General features: G+C 59.1%; 23 protein-coding genes. 1 reads left to right on the forward strand and 22 read right to left on the reverse strand.

Features of this window, described 5'->3' with window-relative positions; all coding sequences use genetic code 11:
- The 10 genes from ADS46_RS13740 to ADS46_RS13785 form a co-directional block, all read right to left on the reverse strand.
- On the reverse strand, positions 1 to 1,223 hold a 1,223-nt coding region (locus ADS46_RS13740), incomplete at its 3' end, for a MotA/TolQ/ExbB proton channel family protein (protein ID WP_066320992.1).
- On the reverse strand, positions 1,220 to 2,005 hold the full coding sequence (locus tag ADS46_RS13745) for a DUF3450 domain-containing protein (protein ID WP_066320994.1): 786 nt from the start codon (positions 2,003 to 2,005) through the stop codon (positions 1,220 to 1,222). The genes ADS46_RS13740 and ADS46_RS13745, both read right to left, overlap by 4 nt.
- Positions 2,006 to 2,246: 241 nt before the next feature.
- Positions 2,247 to 2,645: an NUDIX hydrolase gene (locus tag ADS46_RS13750; protein ID WP_066320996.1), complete on the reverse strand. Its 399-nt coding sequence runs from the start codon at positions 2,643 to 2,645 to the stop codon at positions 2,247 to 2,249.
- Positions 2,646 to 2,698: 53 nt separating this feature from the next.
- Complete coding sequence (nrdF, locus tag ADS46_RS13755) at positions 2,699 to 3,670, reverse strand: class 1b ribonucleoside-diphosphate reductase subunit beta (protein ID WP_066320997.1); 972 nt, start codon at positions 3,668 to 3,670, stop codon at positions 2,699 to 2,701.
- A 30-nt stretch (positions 3,671 to 3,700) separates the two neighbouring features.
- The gene (gene nrdE / locus ADS46_RS13760) at positions 3,701 to 5,806 is read right to left on the reverse strand and encodes a class 1b ribonucleoside-diphosphate reductase subunit alpha (RefSeq protein WP_082926096.1); all 2,106 of its coding nucleotides are present in this window, start codon (positions 5,804 to 5,806) and stop codon (positions 3,701 to 3,703) included.
- 56 nt (positions 5,807 to 5,862) lie between these two features.
- The gene (gene nrdI / locus ADS46_RS13765; protein ID WP_082926089.1) at positions 5,863 to 6,297 is read right to left on the reverse strand and encodes a class Ib ribonucleoside-diphosphate reductase assembly flavoprotein NrdI; all 435 of its coding nucleotides are present in this window, start codon (positions 6,295 to 6,297) and stop codon (positions 5,863 to 5,865) included.
- Between the two features lie 7 nt (positions 6,298 to 6,304).
- On the reverse strand, positions 6,305 to 6,526 hold the full coding sequence (nrdH, locus tag ADS46_RS13770; protein WP_066320999.1) for a glutaredoxin-like protein NrdH: 222 nt from the start codon (positions 6,524 to 6,526) through the stop codon (positions 6,305 to 6,307).
- Between the two features lie 254 nt (positions 6,527 to 6,780).
- Positions 6,781 to 7,392, reverse strand: a complete 612-nt coding sequence (locus ADS46_RS13775) for a superoxide dismutase (protein WP_066321000.1) — start codon at positions 7,390 to 7,392, stop codon at positions 6,781 to 6,783.
- 213 nt (positions 7,393 to 7,605) lie between these two features.
- Positions 7,606 to 8,532 carry an electron transfer flavoprotein subunit alpha/FixB family protein gene (locus ADS46_RS13780; RefSeq protein WP_066321001.1) on the reverse strand — a complete coding sequence of 309 codons (927 nt, stop codon included), beginning with the start codon at positions 8,530 to 8,532 and terminating at the stop codon, positions 7,606 to 7,608.
- Between the two features lie 70 nt (positions 8,533 to 8,602).
- Positions 8,603 to 9,352 carry an electron transfer flavoprotein subunit beta/FixA family protein gene (locus tag ADS46_RS13785; RefSeq protein ID WP_066321003.1) on the reverse strand — a complete coding sequence of 250 codons (750 nt, stop codon included), beginning with the start codon at positions 9,350 to 9,352 and terminating at the stop codon, positions 8,603 to 8,605.
- Between the two features lie 426 nt (positions 9,353 to 9,778).
- Here ADS46_RS13785 and ADS46_RS13790 point away from each other — a divergent pair, with 426 nt between their 5' ends.
- Positions 9,779 to 11,443, forward strand: a complete 1,665-nt coding sequence (locus ADS46_RS13790) for an electron transfer flavoprotein-ubiquinone oxidoreductase (RefSeq protein ID WP_066321005.1) — start codon at positions 9,779 to 9,781, stop codon at positions 11,441 to 11,443.
- A 66-nt stretch (positions 11,444 to 11,509) separates the two neighbouring features.
- Here the strand turns inward: ADS46_RS13790 and ADS46_RS13795 are convergent, their stop codons facing one another.
- The 12 genes from ADS46_RS13795 to fabD form a co-directional block, all read right to left on the reverse strand.
- Positions 11,510 to 13,696 carry an ATP-dependent helicase gene (locus ADS46_RS13795; RefSeq protein ID WP_066321006.1) on the reverse strand — a complete coding sequence of 729 codons (2,187 nt, stop codon included), beginning with the start codon at positions 13,694 to 13,696 and terminating at the stop codon, positions 11,510 to 11,512.
- On the reverse strand, positions 13,693 to 14,268 hold the full coding sequence (locus ADS46_RS13800; RefSeq protein WP_066321007.1) for a DUF1285 domain-containing protein: 576 nt from the start codon (positions 14,266 to 14,268) through the stop codon (positions 13,693 to 13,695). Before ADS46_RS13800 ends, ADS46_RS13795 begins: the two co-directional genes overlap by 4 nt.
- A gap of 39 nt (positions 14,269 to 14,307) precedes the next feature.
- Entirely contained in the window at positions 14,308 to 15,153 is an 846-nt protein-coding gene (locus ADS46_RS13805) for a TatD family hydrolase (RefSeq protein WP_066321008.1), read from the reverse strand.
- 19 nt (positions 15,154 to 15,172) lie between these two features.
- Positions 15,173 to 15,508, reverse strand: coding sequence for a PilZ domain-containing protein (locus ADS46_RS13810; protein ID WP_066321010.1), 336 nt, complete (start codon positions 15,506 to 15,508; stop codon positions 15,173 to 15,175).
- Positions 15,509 to 15,526: 18 nt separating this feature from the next.
- Positions 15,527 to 16,513: a DNA polymerase III subunit delta' gene (locus tag ADS46_RS13815; RefSeq protein ID WP_066321011.1), complete on the reverse strand. Its 987-nt coding sequence runs from the start codon at positions 16,511 to 16,513 to the stop codon at positions 15,527 to 15,529.
- Complete coding sequence (gene tmk, locus ADS46_RS13820; protein ID WP_199825242.1) at positions 16,504 to 17,157, reverse strand: dTMP kinase; 654 nt, start codon at positions 17,155 to 17,157, stop codon at positions 16,504 to 16,506. Before tmk ends, ADS46_RS13815 begins: the two co-directional genes overlap by 10 nt.
- An 18-nt stretch (positions 17,158 to 17,175) precedes the next feature.
- A complete protein-coding gene (gene mltG / locus ADS46_RS13825; RefSeq protein WP_066321013.1) occupies positions 17,176 to 18,186 on the reverse strand; it encodes an endolytic transglycosylase MltG in 1,011 nt (336 codons plus the stop codon).
- A gap of 21 nt (positions 18,187 to 18,207) precedes the next feature.
- Positions 18,208 to 19,011, reverse strand: coding sequence for an aminodeoxychorismate lyase (pabC, locus tag ADS46_RS13830; RefSeq protein ID WP_066321014.1), 804 nt, complete (start codon positions 19,009 to 19,011; stop codon positions 18,208 to 18,210).
- 6 nt (positions 19,012 to 19,017) lie between these two features.
- A complete protein-coding gene (fabF, locus tag ADS46_RS13835) occupies positions 19,018 to 20,256 on the reverse strand; it encodes a beta-ketoacyl-ACP synthase II (RefSeq protein ID WP_066321015.1) in 1,239 nt (412 codons plus the stop codon).
- 197 nt (positions 20,257 to 20,453) lie between these two features.
- Positions 20,454 to 20,687, reverse strand: coding sequence for an acyl carrier protein (gene acpP, locus ADS46_RS13840; protein ID WP_008956801.1), 234 nt, complete (start codon positions 20,685 to 20,687; stop codon positions 20,454 to 20,456).
- A 124-nt stretch (positions 20,688 to 20,811) separates the two neighbouring features.
- Positions 20,812 to 21,555, reverse strand: coding sequence for a 3-oxoacyl-ACP reductase FabG (gene fabG / locus ADS46_RS13845; RefSeq protein WP_066321017.1), 744 nt, complete (start codon positions 21,553 to 21,555; stop codon positions 20,812 to 20,814).
- Positions 21,556 to 21,610: 55 nt separating this feature from the next.
- Positions 21,611 to 22,570 (reverse strand): ACP S-malonyltransferase, encoded by a 960-nt coding sequence (gene fabD / locus ADS46_RS13850; protein WP_066321018.1) that lies wholly within the window; start codon positions 22,568 to 22,570, stop codon positions 21,611 to 21,613.
- Positions 22,571 to 22,653: the final 83 nt, after the last annotated feature.

Raw genomic sequence — 22,653 nt, forward strand, 5'->3', positions numbered from 1 at the left:
GCGGTAATCAGGCCAAGAACGGTCGTCACCAGCGCCTGGCTGATACCACCCGCCATGAGCTGCGGGTCGCCGGTGCCAAACACCGTGATCGCCTGGAAGGTCACGATCATGCCGGTGACCGTCCCCAACAGCCCCAGCAGGGGCGCGATGGCCGCCAGCAGTTTGACAATCGGCTGCCCGCGTTCCAGACGAGGCAGCTCGGCGAGCACCGCCTCATCCAGGCGTGCTTCCAATGCTTCCGGCGTCTGATGCTTGTCCATGCCTTCAAAGCGCAGCAGGACGCGCCCAAGGGGATTATGACCCTTGAGCTGGTCGGGGCTTTTCAGCTGACGATTCACTCGCTGACTGGTAACCAGCAGATACAGGTATTGCAGCAAGGCAACCAACAAGCCAATGCCCCCCAGAGCAACGACCACATAGCCGACGTATCCGCCCTGATGGAAACGCTCCATCAGGGTGGGACGCTGCGCCAGGGCATCGATCACGCTACCTCGGGTTGGGTCCATCGCCATCACGCGCGTCTCGCCCTGATGATAAGCAGCCAGATAATCGGCTATTTCCGCTGGTGTCCGGGGCAGCACCGTCAAATGCCCTTCCTCGTCCTGGCGCAGTAAATCGGTGTTGGTAAATGCGGCGAAATCCCCCAGCCGCACGACGTTCTGAAGAGAAATTTCGCCACTGGCATCGGCAACGGGGCGTTCAAGCCGCTCTGCATTGCCGGTGTTCCGCGTCAGCATCGCCAGCCTGTCGACCACGTCTTCCAGCACTTCCCGCTCGAGCACGTTGACGTCACTCAGCCTTGGCGGCAACACGTCTTCATTCAAGGTCAGCCAGCTATCTTCACCCAGTGCGTTACGCACCTCGTTACTATGCTGGTTGAGGGCATCCAGCAGATTGCTTAGCGCTTCGCCCTGCTCTGACTGACGCGCCGCCAGGCGCTCCGCCTCGACCGACTGCGCGGCATCCTGTGCCTGCAGGGCATCGTGACGCGCCTGGGCGGTTTGCTGGCGATCCCGCGCCTGCTCCAGCGCCTCTTCAAGCGCCGCCTGGTCGTCCAGCAGCTCGATCAAGCGCTGCTGGTCACGAATTTCAGCGGCTTCGCGGGCCTCACGCAGCGAAGTTGTCTCCTGCGACTGCGCGTTCGCCAACGGGCTCAAGCTTGTCAGCCCCATCAGCAGCGCTACCATCACATAACGATGGCATTTCTTGAGATCGCGTATCATGGCTGCTCTCCCTGGTCGGCCGATACGGTAATGGACAGCGGCAGCGTCAGGATATCCGGCGCCCGCTGATCTTCCGCCATCCGCAGCCCGTCACGCCCTGCCTGTAGGTGCTCAGTGCCCAGTGACTGCCACTCGCCGTCATCGGCATTCCATACACCGCCCTGGCGCCCATCGGGCGTCAGGTAGTAGAAGCCGATACGCCCGATGCGCAGGAAGTCCACTTCCAGCTGCTGATCATCGGCCAAGCTCAAACGCCCCCGCCAGGTATCCATTTCTCGGCCGTAATCCAGCTCCGTGCGCCAGATATCCAGCATGCTTTCAATCTGCTCGGCGGGCTCCGCGCCCTCGTCGTTTTGCAAGGTTTCGATCCGGGCCAGCCGCTGCTCTTTAAGAAACGGCAGATCGCGTTCGATCCATTGGGTAAGCTGAGCTTGCATGCTCTGCTCGATGTCCGGCAGCGCGGCGCGGGTGTCGGCCAGGGTGTCCAGCGCGGCAGTCAGTCGCGCCTGCCGCTCGGCTTCCTCGGCCAACCGGCCCGTCAGCGAGGCATTTTGCGATTCAAGCTGGCGCGTATCGCGCTCAAGCTCGCGCAGCTCCTGAAGCGCCGCCCGGGTCTGTTCATCGGCGCTATCTATCTGCTGTTGAAGTTCGGCTTGAAGCTGCTGGGCATCAATACCTTGACTGGCCTGCTCGAGCGTCTCGTCACTTGCCATTAGCGAACCGCTGGCCAGCATGCACGCCAACCAGCAGCCCCCCAGGGCAAAGAAAGGCTTGTTCAGCACATCGACTCTCCGTCACTGATCACTGGCAGTCACCCTGCCGCTATAGAGAACACATCAAATATAAGAACGAGTTGCGTTTCATATCGAGTGCCCATAGCCTACCATCTACAAAATAAATGACAATATTTATCATTAGCGTTCAGTTAATTTTAGCCTGCTACAAAATAAAAACGGGAGCCGCCAGGGCTCCCGTATCAACGTCTATCTTGTTAACAACCGGCGCGATATCAAACACGCCTGGTTAACTGATCACGACATACTCTTTTGTCAGCGGTGCTAATGGAAGCTGCCAGGCCTCTTCCCGGGTCACCCACCTCGCTTCGGCTATTTCAGCCGCCGCCTCGACCGGCTCGTCAATCACTAAACTGAACAAATGCGCTTCCAGCATCACACCCGCCTCGTTAGCCGCAGGCGCGCTGTAAACACCCATCGGGATCAGTTGATCCTCATTGACGTGTAATCCCAGCTCTTCTTCCAGCTCACGGCATAGTGCCCCAAGCGCGGTCTCACCCGCATCGACCTTGCCGCCGGGCTGCATGAAGAAAGACGTATTGTGCTTACGCACCAATAGCAAGCGACCCTCCGGGTCGCTCACCACGGCAGCGGCTATTTCCAATACGTTAGCTGGGTTGGTTGGCATTCGCCGCTCCTCTCGTCCTGAACCTTGATCAGCATCATCCGCGAATAGCGGTATTAAAACGCCCAATCATCGTCTTCAGTGGCCACCGCCTTGCCGATTACATAGGACGACCCTGAACCGGAGAAGAAGTCGTGGTTCTCATCGGCATTGGGTGATAGCGCCGCCATGATCGTGGGGTCCACATCCGTTTCGCTGCTGGGGAAAAGCGCCTCGAAGCCGAGGTTCATCAGCGCCTTGTTGGCATTGTAGTGGAGGAACTTCTTGACGTCCTCGGTCAGGCCAACCTCGTCGTACAGCGACTCGGTATAGCGGACTTCGTTGTCGTAAAGCTCCAGCAGCAGCTCGTAGGCGTAGTCCTTGACTTCCTGCTGACGCTCCGGCGTTGCCTCGGCCAGGTCCTGCTGGAACTTGTAGCCGATGTAATAGCCGTGCACCGCCTCGTCGCGGATGATCAGGCGGATCAGGTCCGCCGTGTTGGTCAATTTGGCGTGGCTTGACCAGTACATCGGCAGGTAGAAGCCGGAGTAGAACAGGAACGACTCCAGGAAGACGCTGGCGACCTTGCGCATCAGCGGATCGTCTGAGCGGTAGCGGCCCAGGATCAGCTCGGATTTGGCCTGCAGGGTCGGGTTTTCCTCGCTCCAGCGGAAGGCATCGTCGACATCGCGGGTGGTGCACAGCGTCGAGAAAATCGAGCTGTAGGAGCGCGCATGAACGGACTCCATAAAGGCGATATTGGTATACACCGCCTCTTCGTGGGGCGTGCGCGCGTCTTCCATGAGCACCGGGGCGCCGACACTGCTCTGGATGGTATCCAGCAGCGTCAGGCCGGTGAACACGCGGATGGTCAGCTGTTTCTCTTTATCCGTCAGCGTATTCCACGACTGGATATCGTTGGACAGCGGGACTTTTTCCGGCAGCCAGAAGTTGCTGGTCAAACGGTTCCACACTTCGAGGTCTTTATCGTCTTGCAGACGGTTCCAGTTAATCGCATCGACCCGCGATAAACGTTGCATCATGTTCATATCGTCACTCTCTTGAAAGTCGTCGGGCGCTTAAAGCGTGCAGGATACGCAGCCTTCAACCTCTGTACCTTCCAGCGCGCTCTGGCGCAGACGGATGTAATACAGGGTCTTGATGCCCTTCCGCCAGGCGTAAATCTGCGCCTTGTTGATATCCCGCGTGGTGGCGGTATCCGGGAAGAACAGCGTCAGCGACAGGCCCTGGTCGACGTGCTTGGACGCCTCGGCGTAGGTGTCGATAATCTTTTCAGGACCAATTTCATAGGCGTCCTGGAAATAATCGAAATTGGCTTCGTTGAGGAACGGTGCCGGGTAGTAAACCCGCCCCAGCTTGCCTTCCTTGCGGATCTCGATCTTGGCCGCGACCGGGTGAATACTGGACGTCGAGTGATTGATGTAGGAAATCGACCCCGTCGGCGGCACGGCCTGCAGGTTGCGGTTATATAGCCCGTGCGCCATGACGCTGGCTTTCAGCTCTTGCCAGTCCTGCTGGGTCGGCAAGGCAATACCACTGCGCTCAAACAGTCCACGCACTTTTTCGGTACGCGGTTCCCAGGCCTGGTCGGTGTACTGGTCGAAGAATTCACCCGACGCGTAGGTAGAGTCGGCAAAGCCCGCAAAGGTGTCACCGTGCTCGATCGCCAGCCGGTTTGACGCCCGCAGCGCGTGATAGGCGATGCAATAGAAATACAGATTGGTAAAGTCCAGGCCTTCGTCGGAACCGTAATAGATATGCTCACGGGCCAGGAAACCGTGCAGGTTCATCTGCCCAAGACCGATCGCCCGGGACTTGGCATTACCTTCCGCAATGGAGGGCACGCTGCTCAGGTTGCTCATTTCCGATACCGCGGTCAGCCCGCGAATGGCCACATCGACACTGGTGCCAATGTCGCCCGAGTCCATCACCTTGGCGATGTTCATGGACCCCAGGTTGCAGGAGATATCCTGGCCGATATGCCGATAGCCCAGGTCTTCGTCGTAATCCGTCGGCGTGTTCACCTGAAGGATTTCCGAGCACAGGTTGCTCATGTTGATCCGGCCCGCGATGGGGTTGGCGCGGTTCACCGTATCTTCGAACATGATGTACGGATAGCCGGACTCGAACTGCAGCTCGGCCAGGGTCTGGAAGAAGGCACGCGCGTTGATTTTCTGCTTGCGGATACGCGCGTCTGCCACCATCTCGTGGTACTTCTCGGTCACGCTGATATCGCCAAACGGCACGCCGTAGACCCGCTCGACGTCATAGGGCGAGAACAGGTACATGTCCTCGTTGCGCTTGGCGAGTTCAAAGGTGATATCGGGAATCGTCACCCCTAGCGAGAGCGTTTTAATGCGGATTTTTTCATCGGCATTTTCGCGCTTGGTATCCAGGAAGCGCAGGATATCCGGATGGTGAGCGTTCAGGTACACGGCACCGGCACCCTGGCGCGCGCCGAGCTGGTTAGCGTAGGAAAACGCATCCTCGAGCAGCTTCATGATCGGAATGATGCCCGACGACTGGTTCTCTATGCGCTTGATGGGCGCGCCCGACTCGCGAATATTGCTGAGCAGGAAGGCAACGCCGCCGCCCCGCTTGGACAGCTGGAGCGCTGAGTTGATCGAGCGGCCGATCGATTCCATGTTGTCTTCGATACGCAACAAAAAGCACGACACCAGTTCACCGCGCTGCTGCTTACCGCAGTTCAGGAAGGTGGGGGTCGCCGGCTGGAAACGGCCGCTGATGATTTCATCGACCAGCGACTTGGCCAGGGTTTCATCGCCACGTGCCAGGGCAAGCGCCACCATGCAAACGCGGTCTTCGTAACGCTCGAGGTAGCGCTTGCCATCAAAGGTCTTCAGCGTATAGCTGGTGTAATACTTGAAGGCGCCAAGAAAGCTCGGAAAGCGGAATTTGTAGGCATACGCCTGCTCGAACAGCGCCTTCACGAAAGAAAAGTCATACTGGGCCAGCGTGTCCGCTTCGTAGTACTGCTCCTCGACCAGGTAATCGAGCTTCTCTTCGAGGGAGTGGAAAAACACGGTGTTCTGATTGACGTGCTGCAGGAAGTACTGACGTGCGGCTTCGCGGTCTTTATCCAGCTGCAGCTCACCGTTGGCACCGTAAAGATTCAGCATGGCGTTCAGCGCATGGTAATCCATGGTGCGACCGTCGCTTGCCGCCGCAGGCCGTTGCGTTTCAGTGACATTTCTCGAGGCTAGGGTTGTCGTTTCCAAAACTCTTCTACTCCTTCACGGACCTTGGCGACGTCTTCGTCAGTGCCAAACAGTTCGAATCGATAAAGCAACGGTACCTGGCATTTTTCCGCAATGATGCGGCCCGCCAGGCCATACGCGTCGCCAAAGTTGGTATTACCCGCGGCAATCACCCCACGTATCAGGTGGCGATTATGTTCGTCATTCAAAAACCGGATCACTTGGCCCGGTACCGCGCCCTTGGCCTGGCCGCCACCGTAGGTGGGCGTTACCAAAATGTAAGGCTGATCCACCTGGGGGACCGGCGCTTGCCGACTGAGCGGCAGGCGTTGGGCAGCCAAACCTGTCTTTTCAATAAAACGGTGGGTATTGCCCGATTTGGTGGAAAAATACACCAGATTGCCGACCATGGAGGGCGTGCGTCCATCTGTCAGCATGGGTAACTTACGCCAGGGCTTGGATGCGGTCTGGACGGAAGCCTGACCAGTGGTCTTCACCGGCAACGACGACCGGCAACTGACGATAACCCAGCGCTTCAACTTCTTCCTGGGCACCCGATTCGGCGGTGATGTCGATCACGGTATAAGGAAGCCCCTGCTTGTCCAGCGCGCGATAGGTAGCGGTGCATTGCACACAGGCTGGCTTGCTATAAATTTGAATTTCCATGGTCATTTCCCTTTTCATAGCGGCATTTTTCGGGTAGGGCATATCTTGTGCCCGCCCTCTCTAGAAGCTACAACGCATACTATATATAGACCATCTGAAAATCAATTCAAGCATATGTGGTATTTTTCATCCACAGGATATTGACAGCTATTGCCCAATACTATTCACGACAGCAAAAAAAAACCGCCCCCGATTAAGGAGGCGGTTTTCAAGCAGACGCCATCTGATGGCGTCATACGTAGCGCGAATAGGTGTTAAGCGATGGCCGCTTGGTAACGACGCTCGACGTCTTCCCAGTTCACTACGTTGAAGAAAGCGGCGACATAGTCAGGACGCTTGTTCTGGTACTTGAGGTAGTACGCATGCTCCCAGACATCCAGGCCCAGCACCGGCGTATTGCCGTGCATTAGCGGGCTATCTTGGTTCAGCGTGTTTTCAACGACCAGTTTTTTCTCGGGTGTCACGGATAGCCAGGCCCAGCCACTACCAAAGCGACCAAGCGCTGCTTTCTTGAACGCTTCCTGGAAGGCTTCAAAACCGCCCAGCTCAGCATCAATCGCCTTGGCTACGCTGCCTTGCGGCTGGCCACCACCATTGGGCGACATCATTTGCCAGAACATGGAGTGGTTGGCATGGCCGCCGCCGTTATTGATCACGGGCTGACGCTTGTCTTCCGGGACACGGTCCAAATTGGAGATCAGTTCTTCAACCGGCACGTCTTCGAGACCTGTGCCTTCCAGCGCGGCATTCAGGTTGGTGACATAGGTGTTGTGGTGACGAGAATGGTGGATCTCCATGGTCATCGCATCAATGTGCGGTTCTAGCGCATCGTACGCGTAGGGTAACTCTGGAAGTGTGTGTGCCATATTGATCATCTCCTTTCAGTGGCTTTCTTTGCGTTCAGCAATATCCGGTTTCAATGACTAGGTGTGGTCACCTCATTGCTTTTTCAACCGCAAGGGGCCGATTTCGCTTTTGCCCCAGTATTTTAGTCAACTAACGGCAGTTTATCTAACCCAGCTCATATAAAAAAGCCGACTTCACACGAAGTCGGCTTTTAATCTCACGATTTCAACTGGTTACAGCTTACTTTCCAGCTCCGGGAGGATCTCGAACAGATCGCCCACCAGGCCATAATCGGCAACCTGGAAGATCGGCGCTTCGTCGTCCTTGTTGATCGCGACGATCACCTTGGAGTCCTTCATGCCGGCCAGGTGCTGGATGGCGCCGGAAATCCCCACCGCGATATACAGCTCCGGGGCCACGATCTTGCCGGTCTGGCCGACCTGCATATCGTTGGGCACGAAGCCTGCGTCTACCGCGGCGCGGGAAGCACCAATCGCCGCCCCCAGCTTGTCGGCAATGCCGTCGAGCAGCTTGAAGTTTTCGCCGTTGCCCATGCCGCGGCCGCCGGAAATCACCACCTTGGCGCCGCCAAGCTCCGGGCGGTCCGACTCGGCAAGCTCCTGCTTGACGAAACTGGACTGGGCATTGTCGACCACGGTATCAACGGCTTCGATGGTGGCGCTGCCGCCATCACCCACGGCATCAAAGCCGGTGGTACGCACGGTGATGACTTTCAGCGCGTCGTCGCTCTTGACGGTCGCGATGGCGTTACCCGCGTAAATCGGGCGCTTGAAGGTATCAGCGCTATCCACGGCAAGAACATCGGAAAGCTGGCTGACGTCTTTCAAGGCCGCCAGACGCGGTAGCACGTTTTTGCCGGTGGTGGAGGCGCTGGCCAGTACGTGGGTGTAGCCATCGGCCAGTTCGACCAGCAGTACGCCCATGGGCTCGGCAAGCTGGTGGGCGTAAACGGCGTTATCCGCAACGCGTACTTTACTTACGCCGTCAAGCTTGGCCGCCGCCTCGGCCGCCGCCTGAACGCCTTCACCGGCGACAAGAACGTCGATATCGCCACCAATGGCTTTAGCCGCGGCCACGACGTGGGCCGTGGCGCCCGCCAGCTGGCCTTCATGCTGGTCGGCAAGTACCAAAATGCTCATAAAATCAGCTCCTTTCAAAGCGCTTGTCTCGAAGAACTCGTCTCAAAGTACGGGTTGTAAAGAACCGACCTTAAAGAACCTTGGCTTCGTTTTTCAGTTTGTCGATCAGCTCGTCTACCGAGGCCACTTTGATACCGCCCTTGCGCTCCGCCGGGGATTCGACTTTCAAAAGGCTGACCTTGGACGCCACCTCGACACCCAGATCGGCGGGGGTCTTCACGTCCATGGGCTTTTTCTTGGCTTTCATGATATCCGGCAGCTTGGCGTAGCGCGGCTCGTTGAGGCGCAGATCGGTGGTGACGATCGCCGGCAGCGTCAAGGCAACCGTCTGCAGGCCGCCATCGATTTCCCGGGTCACGTGAACCTTGTCGCCATCGACGGTCACCTCTGACGCAAAGGTGCCCTGGGGCAGGTTGGTCAAGGCGGCAAGCATCTGGCCGGTCTGGTTATTGTCGGTGTCGATGGCCTGCTTGCCGAGAATCACCATGCCCGGCTGCTCTTCATCAACCACCTTGGCCAGCAGCTTGGCGACGGCCAGTGATTCGGCGCGCTCGTCAGTTTCGATATGAATGGCGCGATCCGCCCCCAGCGCCAGCGCGGTGCGCAGCTGTTCCTGGGCGGCCTTGGGGCCCACCGTCACGGCGACCACTTCCGTCGCAACGCCCTTCTCTTTCAGACGCACGGCTTCTTCCACGGCAATTTCGCAGAAGGGGTTCATGGCCATTTTGACGTTGGTAAGGTCGACGTCAGAATGGTCCGCTTTGACACGAATTTTGACGTTGTAGTCGATGACGCGTTTCACCGCGACAAGTACTTTCATAGGTTCCTCGCTTGGCTTGTGGTGAAGCCGTTAACCCTGGATGGCACCCACCTGGCAGGCACCTTGAGAAGCTTCGGATATCACATTGCGGCCCGGAAAGGCTGGCCGCATCAAATTCATTCGAGCGTTTGATAGGCATGCAAATAAAAAACCTTTTTAATTTGCCATAGCCTACCTGCCTGCAACAATAGGCGTTGCTTACGGCCTTGGTCGAATCCCCATCACTGGATGGGCCGCCCTTCATCGTCGCTAAATGTGAAATCGCCATTTAGCATCGTAGGCGTGACCTTACACAGGTATTATGCCTATTATGAAGGATAACCAGAAGCAAACGACCGTTTAAAATTAAGGCCATGTTTTTATAAGCTAGTTCCCAATCGCTAGTCATTGTAAACAATGGCCCTTATGAGAGTAAGGAGACACCAGGTGGATAACGTTGAACGCGATGTGATGGACTTTGACGTGGTCATCGTCGGGGCTGGCCCATCAGGACTGGCGGCGGCCTGCCGCCTGATGCAGCAGGCCAACGACGCGGAGCAGGAACTGACCGTCTGCGTGGTTGAAAAAGGCTCGGAAGTCGGCGCGCATATTCTGTCCGGCGCCGTGTTTGAACCCCGCGCCCTCAATGAGCTGTTTCCCGACTGGCAAGAGCGCGGCGCGCCCCTCAACACGCCCGCCATCCGCGATGATGTTTACCTGCTGAAAGATGCTGACAAGGCGCAGAAACTGCCCAACGCGCTGGTGCCCAAGAGCATGCATAATACCGGCGGCGACCTTACCCGCTACGTGATCAGCGCGGGCAACCTGTGCCGCTGGCTGGCCGAACAGGCAGAGGCCCTGGGCGTGGAGATATTCCCGGGCTTTGCCGCCCAGGAAGCCATCGTTGAAGACGGTGCGGTACGCGGCATCCTCATCGGTGACATGGGCGTGGCCGCCGACGGCTCGCCAAAAGATAGCCACATGCCCGGCATGGAACTGCGCGCAAAATACACCCTGTTTGCCGAAGGCGCCCGCGGCCATATTGGCAAACGCTTGATCGAGGACTTTTCCCTCGACGCCGGACGCGACCCACAGCACTACGGTATCGGCCTGAAGGAGCTTTGGGACGTGCCTGCCGACAAGCATGAACCGGGCGTCGTCCTGCACGGCTCTGGCTGGCCGCTGGGCAACAATGCACATGGTGGCTGGTTCCTCTACCACGCCGAAAATCAGCAGGTAGTGGTCGGGCTGATCATGGACCTGAGCTACCAGAACCCCTGGCTGTCACCCTTCGACGAATTCCAGCGCATGAAGCACCACCCGGTACTCAGCCAATACCTGGAAGGCGGCAAACGCGTTGCCTACGGTGCCCGGGCGATCACCAAAGGCGGCTTCAACTGCCTGCCTAAAATGACCTTCCCAGGTGGCCTGCTCATCGGCTGCGATGCGGGCACGCTCAACTTTGCCAAGATCAAGGGCCTGCACACTGCCATGAAGTCGGGCATGGTGGCGGCAGAAAGCGTGTTTGAAGCGATCAAGAACGGCGACGAAGGCGCCCAGGAACTGACGAGCTTCACCGACAAATGGGAAGCCAGCTGGGCCTATCAAGAGCTGAAAGACAGCGCCAGCTTTGGCCCGGCCATTCATAAATACGGCACTGTCGGCGGCGGCGCGTATAATTTTGCCAATCAACTACTGGGCAACAAGCTCCCCAACCTTCACGACACGACCACCGATCACGGGGCTCTGAAACCCGCCGACGAGTGCGAGAAGATCGACTACCCCAAGCCCGATGGCAAGCTATCCTTCGACAAGCCATCGTCGGTGTTCCTGTCCAACACCAACCACGAAGAAAACCAGCCTTGCCACCTGCGCCTGGACGATCCAGACCTACCGATTCGCGACAACCTGCCCAAGTATGCCGAACCCGCCCAGCGCTACTGCCCGGTAGGTGTCTATGAAGTCGTCGAGGATGACGAAGGGAAGCCACGCTTCCAGATCAACTTCCAGAACTGCATCCACTGCAAGACCTGCGACATCAAGGATCCGGCTCAGAATATTACCTGGGTAGCACCAGAAGGCGGCGGCGGCCCCAACTACCCGAACATGTAGCGACTTCGGTGGCACACCACGCATGTCAATGAAGCTAAATGCCCCATCACTGGGGCATTTTCTTTATCAGGCCAGCCGTTCGATGGGGGCCCGGCTGGCAATCAGCCGTCGCCGACCTGCCTGATCGAAGCGCACATCGATCACCGGGTCGCTTGGGTTACCCTCCACGGTGGCCACTTCGCCTTCGCCGAACACCGCATGGTGCAACCGCTGGCCAGGATAGAACGCGCTTGTGGTGTAGGCCGCCTGTGGGGCTTGAACCTCGGGCGCTGCCAACTCGATGTCATCACGCCCTAGCTGGCTCAGGTAACGCCCCACGAGCGATGGCGACGTGACCCTCAGCGTCTTCGACGGCGTGTTGTCGCCAGCCAGGCAGGCGGCGACCTGCATGCTGTCCTGCCAGGCGCTTTCGGTAATAAAACGACTGGGCCGATGCGCCCCGCCATCGTGAAGCACAAGCAGCCGTTCTTTCGAGCGCGTGATCGCGACGTAAAACAGCCGCCGCTCTTCTTCCAGGCGGTCGTCGGTGAGCGGGTTGTCACGGCTGTAATAAGGAAAATCTTCCTCGTTGACGCCTGCCACGGCGACGAAGGGCCACTCAAGCCCCTTGGCGCCGTGAACGGTGCTGATCAAAACCCCCGCTGCTTGATTCTCCACCGGGCGCTCCAACAGCTCGATAAACGAATCCGGGTCCGAAACGCTTTGCGCCTGCTCGATCAACACGTCCAGCAAGCGCACGTCTTCTTCGCCTTTATCGCGCCGGGCGGCAGCGCGTTTCAGGGTTTTCTCGGCTTCGATGGTATCCACGACGTGCTGCAGGAGCTTGGCGGGCGGCCATGCACTGAGCTGCGGCAGTTCGCACAGCAAGGTCCAGCGTTTTTTCAGCGTGCGCCGCTGGATGGGCTTTAAATCACTGATCACCGGGTCGTGATTTTCCGGCCATGCTTGACGGCTGGCGAGATACCGAGCCAGCCGCTGCAGGCGCTCGCGGGCCACGAATGGCGTGGGCTGGGCCAGCAGCAAGGTGAGTTGTTCGGGGTCTTGCAGCAATGTCGGGCGACGGGAAAGTTTTAAATACCCGGCCAGCGCCTGAACCAGCGGCAGGCGAAACACAAAGCGGTCTTCGCGGGCCAGCCGAAAGGGGATGCCAGCCTGCAGAAGCGCCAGTTGAAAGGGCACCGAAAGCGCCCAGCTGCGCACCAGGAGACTCACGTCGTTCAACACGCGGCCCTGCGCCTGCCAGTCGATCAACGCATCCAACAGCTGCCGACCACCCTGCCCCACGGACAAGCGGGTATCCGGATTGTGGGGCGCGGCCAAACATAGCTGGTCCGGCCGACGCTGGTTGGCGGCAATCGCATGGTTGGCTGCCAGCGCCAGGGCATGGCCGTGGCGAAACGTGGTCGAGAGAGGGTAATCGGTCGCTTCGCCAAAGGTGGCGGTAAAGTTTTCCAGCATGGTATCCGGCCGCGCGCCGCGCCATTCGTAGATACACTGATTGGCGTCGCCCACCGCCATCACGGATGCCCGCTTACCCGCCAGAACCGCCAGCAGGCGCTGCTGGGCCGCATTGATATCCTGATACTCATCGATGATCACGTGATCGAGAAAGCCCTCTACCCGGCTGCGTAAGGCGCCATCGGCTTCGAGGGCTTGCAGCGGACGATAAAGCAGATCCGCATAGGTCATCACCCCTTCACTACGCAACAGGCGTTCGGCCTCGTTAAAGGCGGCGGGGAAATAGTCCGTATCGGGGTCGTAATTGAGGCGTTCAAAGAGGGCTTCGGGGGGCAGCATTTCGGCTTTGACCAGACCGCAAAAATGGGCCAGCGTCTCGAGTCGATCGCCTTCCAGCGCCGCATCGCGGCGCTCAACGGCATCGCTGAGCACATTCAGGCTGGCCTGGCGAAGCAAACGCTCGAGCTGCCATTCCGCCGACAACAGGCGACGCGGCGCCAGGACGCCCCAGCGACACAGACTTTGCGTCAGCCGGTGACCCAGCGAGTGGAAAGTACGAACGTCAGGTAGCGCCTGGCCGGATGGCGCCATACTGGCCAGGCGACGCTGAAAATCTTCCCGGGCGGAGCGGTTAAACATCAGCACCAGAATGCGCTTGGGCGGTACACCACGGCTGAGCAAGTAATGAACCCGCGCAGCCATGGTGGTGGTTTTACCTGCACCGGCCACCGCAGCAACACGGGCATGGCCCTCATCGTGGTGAATGACGGCTTGCTGTTCAGCGGTTAGCTTCACGACCCCTCGCTGGGTGATAGCCCATCAAGCTCATGCCCTTCCAGGTAGCCGATGGGGTGCCAGTGACCGGCGCTGTAGACACTCAGCGCCTGACGACCGGCCCCTTCATCGCGTAATTCGGCAACCTCAGCAAGCTGATAGTAGACATGGCGATGCAACCTGGCTGCCAGCCCGAAACGTACGGCAATTTCCGGCACCTGATCTCCCTGGGGCGTCTCGCTCAACGTCAAGGGGTGCTCGGCATCAAGGCGCACGACGTCGTCAAACTGCGTGGTCAACCACCACGCATCGTCATGAAAATCGGCTTCCACGGCGACCAGCGGCCGATCATCCACCTTGATACGCCAGCGCTCGATAGGTGTTACCAGGCAATAGCCCTCGGCATCATGACGCAGCAAGGTCGACAGCAACCGCGCGACGCTGGCACGGGCAAAAGGCGTTCCTTCATGCCACCAGCCGCCCTGGGCATCGATGCGTATGTCCATATCGCCTGACAGGGCGGGCTGCCAGTCATCGAGTGGCGGTATGCTGGAAGCGCCCTGACGATAATCGAGCAATCGGTCTATATTCATCGTGTTACCTCGCCCTGGCTTGCCTGTTTAGCTCATCATTCAACCACTAGTCTTAGCCAATAGCCCCGCTTCTGCCAACGCCTGCCGAACCTGTTCGGGCGCGTCGGGGACGGCATCACGAAAGAGCTGATAGAAATTGGCCGTGGTCTGCATGGCGACTTCATCCACGCTGATACCCCGCGCTTCGGCAATGCACTCGGCCACTTCCACCACCCAGGCAGGCTCGTTGGGTTTACCGCGATACGGCACCGGCGCCAGGTAGGGGCTGTCGGTTTCAATCAGCAGTCGGTCAAGGGGCAACTGGCCTGCCAGTTCGCGCAGCGACTCGGCACTGTTGAAGGTGACGATACCCGACAATGAAATATAGAACCCCAGGCGCACAGCTTCACGCGCCATCTCGATATCCTCGGTAAAGCAGTGGAGCACGCCGCCGACTCGCGGGTCGCTGTGCTCACGCAGCAAGGCCAGGGTGTCTTCCTTGGCATCGCGGGTATGCACCACCACGGGCAGTTCGAGCTCACGCGCGGCGATCAGGTGGCGCTTGAAACGTTCGTGCTGCACCGCCACCGGCACGCGGTCCGCATAATGGTAGTCAAGGCCCGTCTCGCCGATGGCCACCGCACCGAACTGCTCGGCCGCTTCCTGGATGTCGCTGACGCTGGGTTCGACCGGTGCGTCATGCAGGGGATGCTGCCCCGCCGATATGACGACATCCTCGTGCTCTCTGGCAATGTCGGCAAGCTTGGGCATGTCCTCAAGGGTCACGGAGATGGCAAGAAACTGATTGACGCCAACGCCGCGGGCGGCCTCGAGCGTTGCCGCAAGGCTACCGTTGTGCGTGGTGTCGGATAGGCGGTCCAGATGACAGTGGGAATCAACAAACATGTCGCTCTCGTGGTGGGCGTTAAAGAGTAAATGAGGGCGCCGCTTTGTCCAGCTGCCCCGCCAGAAGCGTTTCAATACGGTCTCGTACTCGGTAGTCCTGTGCGTTGAAGTGAATACCGATACCCGGCATGCGCCGCCCGGTGACACCGTCGGGAGACACCCAGATCACCTCGCCGCTTAGCGAAAGACGCTCGCTCTCCCCCGGCAGTGTCAGCAGTAAATAGACGGTCTGGCCCAGGTCATAGTAGCCGCGCGTGGGGATGAACATGCCACCGCGGTCGAGAAACGGCATATAGGCCGACAATAACGTGGGCACATCGGGCACCGTGAGGGAGAGCGCTTTTTGCGTTGCCATAACACCTCGTCAGTCGGTCTAGGAGCGGAGCAATGCCGACCAGCGTACCAGCCACGCTTCCAGCACAAGCTGCGGATTGGGATTGGCACCAACAGCGAGCAGGCGGCGCTGCTCGCGGGCATAGTCCAGCAGTTTAAACCAGTCCCGTACCCGGGCATTTTTCACCGCTTGACGGTAAAGCGGAAGTAAATCGGGATTGCGCAGGGAGGAGGTGGAGCCGGACAGCCCCAGCCTGATCAGGTCTTCGAGCCAGGCGATACCGTACCATAAAATCGCATCTATCGCCTGACGGTCTAGCCGCGCGGCTTCAGACACCGGCTCCCCGCCCCGCACCAGCTGTTCGAAACAGTCATGCAACTGCTGTCGCAAGGCGCGGGCCTCGGGAGCGGCGAGCTCGACCGCGCGCAACGGCAGTCCACCTGACACCTGCCACCAGAAGCGCGCTTCGTCCTCGCCTGCCAACTGTTCGGTCAACCAGCCCAGGCAATCGGCTAATGCAACGCTGGGTAGCGGCCACTGCTGGCAGCGCGAGCGAATGGTGGGCAGCACTCTGGAGGGCACGTCCGCCAAGAGGATAAACAATGTTTGATCGCCCGGCTCTTCCAGGCTTTTCAACAGCGCGTTTGAAGCCGCCACGTTCATGGCTTCAGCCGGCGAGATAACGATGACCCTGTAGCCACCCTGCTGCGCCGTTTGTGAGACAAAGCGATTGACGTCACGAATGGTATCGATGCGAATCTGGCGCTTGCCTTCTTCCGGCGCAATGCGCAGCAAATCGGGATGGTAGCCAGAGGCCAGCAGTTGACAGCTGCGGCACTGGCCACAGGCCTGCTCGCCCGGGGCGGCACACATCGTCCGGGCAATCAGTGCCTCCGCCAGGCGCTGCTTGCCGACGCCATGCTCGCCGCTGAACAGCAACGCATGGGGCATTCGCCCGGTGTCCGCAAGACGGCATAGCTGGCGCCAGGTGGGTTCATGCCAGGGCAGTACACCGCTCAGTCCCATAACGCGACTCGCCGGGCCAGGGTGTCACAGATATCGGACTGGACCTCCGTCAGGGACTGGTGGGCGTTGATCACGGCAAACCGCTCCGGCGCTTGTTCGGCCCTCGCCAGGTAGGCATGACGGACGGCCTGAAAGAAGTCTGCCTGCTCCTTTTCAAACCGGTCCCGCTGGGTATGCTGGTCGCGCAGACGTGATTCCAGGCGTTGCTTGGCAGCGCCGTGTGGCATATCCAGCAATAGCGTCAGATCAGGCGCCAGCCCCTTCTGCACAAACGCCTCAAGCGCTGCGATACGCTCGACCGGAATCCCACGGCCGCCACCCTGATAGGCATATGTCGCGTCGGTGAAGCGATCACAGACCACCCAGGCACCCCGCGCCAGCGCAGGCAGAATCTTTTCGGCCAGATGCTGGGCGCGGGCGGCAAACATGAGCAGCAGCTCAGCGTCAGTATGCAGCCATTCCTCGGGGGCAGGATCCAACAGCAGTTGGCGAATCGCTTCCGCGCGAGGCGTTCCACCAGGCTCCCGCGTGGCCACCACTTCGATTCCCTGAGCTTCCAGCCAGGCCACCACGAACTGCATATTGGTGGACTTACCTACACCTTCACCGCCTTCTAGGGTGATAAAGCGACCGTGCTTCGTCATCATGGCCTCTGGGTAATATTAGTCACGGTTGCGGATATAACGGTTCACGGCGTTGTTATGCTCCCGCAGCGTGCTCGAGAACTTATGGGTGCCGTCGCCCCGCGAGACAAAATACAGTGTATCGCCCGGTAGAGGGTTCACGGCGGCTTCCAGCGAAGCCCGACCCGGCATCGCGATAGGCGTCGGCGGCAGCCCATCAATCACGTAGGTGTTGTAGGGCGTGGCCTCGCGCAAATCGGCATGGCTAATCCGTCCCTCATAGCGCTCCCCCATGCCATAGATAACCGTCGGGTCGGTTTGCAGCCGCATGCCCCTTTCCATCCGCCGCTTGAAAACGCCCGCGATTTCACGCCGTTCTTCAGGCGCCCCGGTTTCGCGTTCGATCAACGATGCCATGATCAGCGCTTCATAGGGCGAGTCGATGGTCAGATCGTCGTCGCGTTCCGCCCATACCTCTTCAAGTATGCGCTCCATACGCTCAAGCGACTGACGCAGGATATCGACGTCGCTCATCCCCAGGTGATAGTGATAGGTATCGGGGAAGAACCAGCCTTCCGGATAGGTTCCCTCACGACCAAGCAGCGCCATGACCTCCTCATCGCTCATATCCGCCGTGCGCTGTTCAAGCTTGGGAGCTGCAGCCAGTTGCTCACGCATCTGGGCAAAGGTCCATCCTTCGGGGAAGGTCAGCGGATAGGTCACGACATCGTGACTGTCGAACAGCGCCAGAAGCTCCATGCCGGTCATGCCAGGCTCGAGAAGATATTCCCCGGTGCGCAAATCCGGCAAATCCTGCGGCTGCAATTTCGTCATCAGCTGGAAAGCCCAGGCATCCTCAATTATGCCTTGCGCCTCCAACTCGCCGACAACGCGGTTGAGACCGGCACCCGAGGGCACTTGATACAGCGTGGGTTCATCAATCGTCAGCGGCGCATCAAGCCGCTGCTGCCAATAAGCATAACCACCGACGACACCAGCAACGCCCACCATTACCACCATGGCCAGTGCCACCACCAAGCGTTTCACTATAAGACCTCAATATTCAATACGTTAAGGCGTCGCTGGGTAACCGAGCAACGGGTGGGCCAGCGCTTGCAGGGGATCATGTTTGGACACCCCCCAGTGACGCAGGAGTGCGCCTTGCGCCGTCCACAATGCATTGACCGGCCATACGCCCTGCACTGAGTTGGCCAGCCACAGCCGGTCAACCGCCGCGACCTCGTCTATCGGCAGTTGGGCGACGGTCACGAGCTGCGCGTCAATCAACGCGGCGCGCAGCGTGCCTTCAACACCGCACTGATCCAGCGCCGGCGTCATGATGCGCCCGCCCTTTTCCCAAAACAGGTTCATGCTGGTCGCTTCCACGGCCAGGCCGTGATCATCGGCCAACAAGCCTTCACGGTAGTCCGTTGTCTGCCATTCCTGGCGAGCCAGCACATTTTCAAGACGGTTGAGATGCTTGATACCCGCCAAGCGGGGTTGCCGGGCAAGGCGTAACGCACAGATACGTACGCTGACGCCCTGTGCCCAGGCCGACGGATCTGGCTGAAAAGGCACACGACGGCTCATAAGACGGGGCACCGCCACGTCAGGCGTCGCGTAGCCGCGACCCCCACTCCCCCGGGTGACGATAATCTTGAGCACTTCCCACCCGGCAGCGGGTGTTGCTTGCCAGGTACCCGCCAAATCGGCTGGCGATGGCGGGTCGATTTTCAGACGCTCACAGCCCGACTGAAGCCGCTCCAGATGCTGCCGCCAGAGCACCGGCTGACCATCGCGCAGCAGAACGGTTTCAAAGACGCCGTCGCCGTAGGCCAGCCCGCGGTCGTCAAAAGGTACCCAGGGCTGGCTCATACCGGCTTACACCTTTTTGAACAGCAATGACCCGTTGGTACCGCCAAAGCCAAAGGAGTTCGACAGCACGGCATCGATGCGCATGTCACGAGCCGTGTGCGGGACGTAGTCCAGTCGGCAGCCTTCCTGCGGATTGTCGAGGTTAATCGTGGGCGGTGCGATCTGGTCACGGATAGCCAGCACGCTAAACACCGCCTCCACGGCCCCAGCCGCTCCCAACAGGTGGCCAATCATCGACTTGGTCGAACTGACGGCCACTTTTTCAGCCGCCTGCCCCATGACTTTCTCGACGGCTCGGCTTTCAGCGAGATCGCCTGATGCCGTCGAGGTACCATGAGCGTTGATATAGTCCACCTCGGCAGGATCTATCTGCGCGTCCTTGATGGCGTTACTCATCGACAACGCAGCACCACTGCCATCTTCGGGTGGCGACGTCATGTGGTAAGCGTCATCGCTCATGCCAAACCCGGCCAGTTCCGCATAGATGGTTGCGCCGCGGGCCTTGGCGTGTTCGAACTCTTCAAGCACCAGCACACCGGCCCCGTCAGACAACACAAAGCCGTCACGATCGGTATCCCAGGGACGGCTGGCCGCCTGGGGGTCATCATTGCGGGTCGACAGCGCGCGGGCGGCTGCAAACCCGCCCAGGCCAAGCGGTGTCGTGGCCATTTCCGCGCCACCGCAGACCATCACGTCGGCATCGCCATAGGCGATGGTGCGCGCACTATAGCCAATATTGTGCGTCCCCGTGGTACAGGCCGTGGTAATCGCAATATTGGGCCCTTTGAAGCCGTGCTGAATCGCCATGTTGCCCGAGATCATGTTGATGATGGACCCTGGGACAAAAAAGGGCGAAATCCTGCGCGCTCCGCCTTTATTCAACGCATCGTGATTGTGCTCGATCATGGGCAACCCGCCAATGCCGGACCCAATCGCCACACCGATGCGGTCAGCGTTGGCTTCGGTGCACTCAAGACCTGAATCCTGAATCGCCTGAGCGCCCGCGGCCATGCCGTACTGGATGAACAAGTCCATCTTGCGGGCATCTTTGGGGTTCAGATACGGGCTGATGTCAAAATTTTTGACCGACCCGCCAAACCGCGTGTTGAAGCCGCTGGTATCGAAATGCTCAATCGGCGCGATACCGCTCTGCCCGGCCACAATATTGGCCCACGATTCCTGGACCGTATTTCCAACTGGGGTCACCAGGCCTAGCCCGGTTACCACTACCCTTCTTCGCGCCATCAACCTTCCTCCAGGCATCCATGGTGACTCGACCCTTGTGAGTCATTATCAGTCGTCAAAGTTGCCGCTAGTATAACGGAGATTGAACGTTATATTCAGTGCGACCGCAAAGCAAAAAAGCCGTCCCCTGGAAGGACGGCTTTTTAATGCGGGTAGACATCAAGCCACCTACCCGGGTTCGATGCATCAACTAAGCCTTACTGATGGGCGTTAACGTAGTCGATGGCTTCTTGAACCGTGGTGATTTTCTCGGCTTCTTCGTCCGGAATCTCCGTATCGAACTCTTCTTCCAACGCCATGACGAGCTCAACTGTGTCAAGCGAGTCAGCACCCAGGTCTTCAGTAAAAGAAGAGCTATTCTGGATATCTTCTTCTTTAACGTTCAGGCGCTCAGCCACTACTTTCTTTACGCGCTCTTCAATAGTACTCATCAACGTACTCCAGTCATTCACATTAGCCGTTTTGGATAACCAGCTATTTGGGAACCGCAAGCCAAAAGCTGCGGGGTAGTTTATAGACGCCCTTGAGCTGACGCAACCGCCAAACTCAAGGCCATCAACGCATATTCATGCCGCCGTTGACATGCAGCGTCTCGCCGGTGATGTATCCTGCCGCATCACTGGCCAGAAACCCCACAGCAGCGGCAATTTCATCCGGCGAACCCAGGCGCGCCAGCGGAATCTGCTTGAGCAGCATTTCGTGCTGCGCTTCAGGTAGCGCTTCGGTCATGTCAGTGGCAATAAACCCCGGGGCCACCGAGTTGACCGTAATGGCCCGCGAAGCGACCTCACGGGCCAGCGCTCGGCTAAAGCCTTCCATGCCCGCCTTGGCCGCCGCGTAGTTAGTCTGGCCCAGGTTGCCCATGGTCGCCACCACCGAGCTGATCGACACAATACGCCCAAAACGCGCCTTGGTCATCCCTCGCAAACACGCTTTGCTGACGCGGTAAACGGATTTGAGATTGGTGTCCATCACCGAGTCCCACTCGTCTTCCTTCATGCGCATCAATAAATTGTCGCGGGTGATGCCGGCATTGTTGACCAGAATAGTCGGCGCAGCAAATCGCTCCGCAATGGTTTTCAACACTTCATCGATGCTCGCCTGATCGGTGACATCGAGGCATAAGCCAGCCCCTTCAATGCCCTGATCTGCGAAGTCGGCATCAATCTTGGCCGCCCCCGCATCGCTCGTCGCTGTACCAACGACAATACGTCCCTGGCGGCTCAATTCGTAAGCGACCGCCCGGCCGATGCCACGACTGGCACCCGTAACAAGCGCTACTCTACGTTCTTGGGTCATAAGGTACTGCCTTTCACCATGTAAATAAGCAAGGATAGCGGAAAATCACCACTTATCATGCATCATCCGCCAACGCGTCGCGGGCCAACTCAAGTGCAGCATCCAAGCTATCGGGATCGTTGACCGCCAGGCTTTTACTGCCACGCACAATACGCTTATTCAAGCCGGTCAGCACTTTACCAGGGCCACACTCGATAAACACGTTAGCCCCCTGGGCAGCCATCGCCTCGACACAGTCGCTCCAGCGCACGGGTTGATAGAGCTGTTCGATCAGCCGTGTGCGCAGCGTGTCAACGTCAGCATGCGCCTCGGCGTCTACGTTTTGAATGACCGTGTAGCGCGGCGGACGCAGCTCGATTTCCTGCATCGCCGCCGCCAGGCGGTCCGCTGCCGGGCGCATGAGGCTGCAGTGGGAAGGTACGGAAACCGGTAGCGGCATCGCCCGCTTGGCGCCCGCTTCCTGACACGCCACAATCGCCCGCTCGACGGCTGCCTTGTCGCCCGCAATCACCACCTGGCCCGGGGCATTGTAGTTGACGGCTGACACGACGCCCCCTTGCGCTGCGCTGGCACAGGCGGCCTCCACAGAGGCGTTATCAAGCCCCAGAATGGCGGCCATACCGCCTTCTCCCGCTGGCACTGCGTGCTGCATGGCCTCACCGCGAAGGCGAACCAATTTAACGCCCTCGGCAAACCCCAGCACACCGGCACAGACCATGGCGCTGTATTCACCCAGGCTGTGCCCTGCCATGACCGTCGGGCGCGGCCCTTCAAGCTCCTGCCAGACACGCCATATCGCTATGCTGGCGGACAGCAACGCTGGCTGAGTGCATTCGGTAGCATTTAGCGAGGCTTCTGGCCCCTCTTGAACGACTTTCCATAAGTCGTAGCGTAACGCATCCGACGCTTCCTCAAAGGTCGTTCCCACCACGCTGTAACGCTCGGCAAGCTCGCGCAGCATTCCAAGCTGCTGAGAGCCCTGCCCGGGAAAAATGAGGGCAAGGGGTTGAGACATGTCGTTCACCTTTGCTCTTGTAGGCATTTGCTCAGTTGAGCGATAGACGCGGTCATGGGCACATCCTGCTGCTCACCATAACC

Origin of the sequence: Halomonas sp. G11, assembly GCF_001663515.1 — a bacterium.
Lineage (GTDB): Bacteria > Pseudomonadota > Gammaproteobacteria > Pseudomonadales > Halomonadaceae > Vreelandella.

Excerpts from the sequence above, each read along its gene's own strand:
- ADS46_RS13775 (WP_066321000.1), bottom strand. The coding sequence starts at position 7,392 with ATGGCACACACACTTCCAGAGTTACCCTACGCGTACGATGCGCTAGAA.
- ADS46_RS13800 (WP_066321007.1), bottom strand. The coding sequence starts at position 14,268 with ATGAATATAGACCGATTGCTCGATTATCGTCAGGGCGCTTCCAGCATA.
- fabG (WP_066321017.1), bottom strand. The coding sequence starts at position 21,555 with ATGACCCAAGAACGTAGAGTAGCGCTTGTTACGGGTGCCAGTCGTGGC.
- ADS46_RS13780 (WP_066321001.1), bottom strand. The coding sequence starts at position 8,532 with ATGAGCATTTTGGTACTTGCCGACCAGCATGAAGGCCAGCTGGCGGGC.
- pabC (WP_066321014.1), bottom strand. The coding sequence starts at position 19,011 with ATGAGCCAGCCCTGGGTACCTTTTGACGACCGCGGGCTGGCCTACGGC.
- ADS46_RS13785 (WP_066321003.1), bottom strand. The coding sequence starts at position 9,352 with ATGAAAGTACTTGTCGCGGTGAAACGCGTCATCGACTACAACGTCAAA.
- ADS46_RS13750 (WP_066320996.1), bottom strand. The coding sequence starts at position 2,645 with ATGCCAACCAACCCAGCTAACGTATTGGAAATAGCCGCTGCCGTGGTG.
- nrdE (WP_082926096.1), bottom strand. The coding sequence starts at position 5,806 with ATGGATTACCATGCGCTGAACGCCATGCTGAATCTTTACGGTGCCAAC.
- nrdI (WP_082926089.1), bottom strand. The coding sequence starts at position 6,297 with ATGCTGACAGATGGACGCACGCCCTCCATGGTCGGCAATCTGGTGTAT.
- ADS46_RS13810 (WP_066321010.1), bottom strand. The coding sequence starts at position 15,508 with ATGGCAACGCAAAAAGCGCTCTCCCTCACGGTGCCCGATGTGCCCACG.
- fabF (WP_066321015.1), bottom strand. The coding sequence starts at position 20,256 with ATGGCGCGAAGAAGGGTAGTGGTAACCGGGCTAGGCCTGGTGACCCCA.
- nrdH (WP_066320999.1), bottom strand. The coding sequence starts at position 6,526 with ATGGAAATTCAAATTTATAGCAAGCCAGCCTGTGTGCAATGCACCGCT.
- acpP (WP_008956801.1), bottom strand. The coding sequence starts at position 20,687 with ATGAGTACTATTGAAGAGCGCGTAAAGAAAGTAGTGGCTGAGCGCCTG.
- ADS46_RS13805 (WP_066321008.1), bottom strand. The coding sequence starts at position 15,153 with ATGTTTGTTGATTCCCACTGTCATCTGGACCGCCTATCCGACACCACG.
- tmk (WP_199825242.1), bottom strand. The coding sequence starts at position 17,157 with ATGACGAAGCACGGTCGCTTTATCACCCTAGAAGGCGGTGAAGGTGTA.
- fabD (WP_066321018.1), bottom strand. The coding sequence starts at position 22,570 with ATGTCTCAACCCCTTGCCCTCATTTTTCCCGGGCAGGGCTCTCAGCAG.
- nrdF (WP_066320997.1), bottom strand. The coding sequence starts at position 3,670 with ATGAACATGATGCAACGTTTATCGCGGGTCGATGCGATTAACTGGAAC.
- ADS46_RS13815 (WP_066321011.1), bottom strand. The coding sequence starts at position 16,513 with ATGGGACTGAGCGGTGTACTGCCCTGGCATGAACCCACCTGGCGCCAG.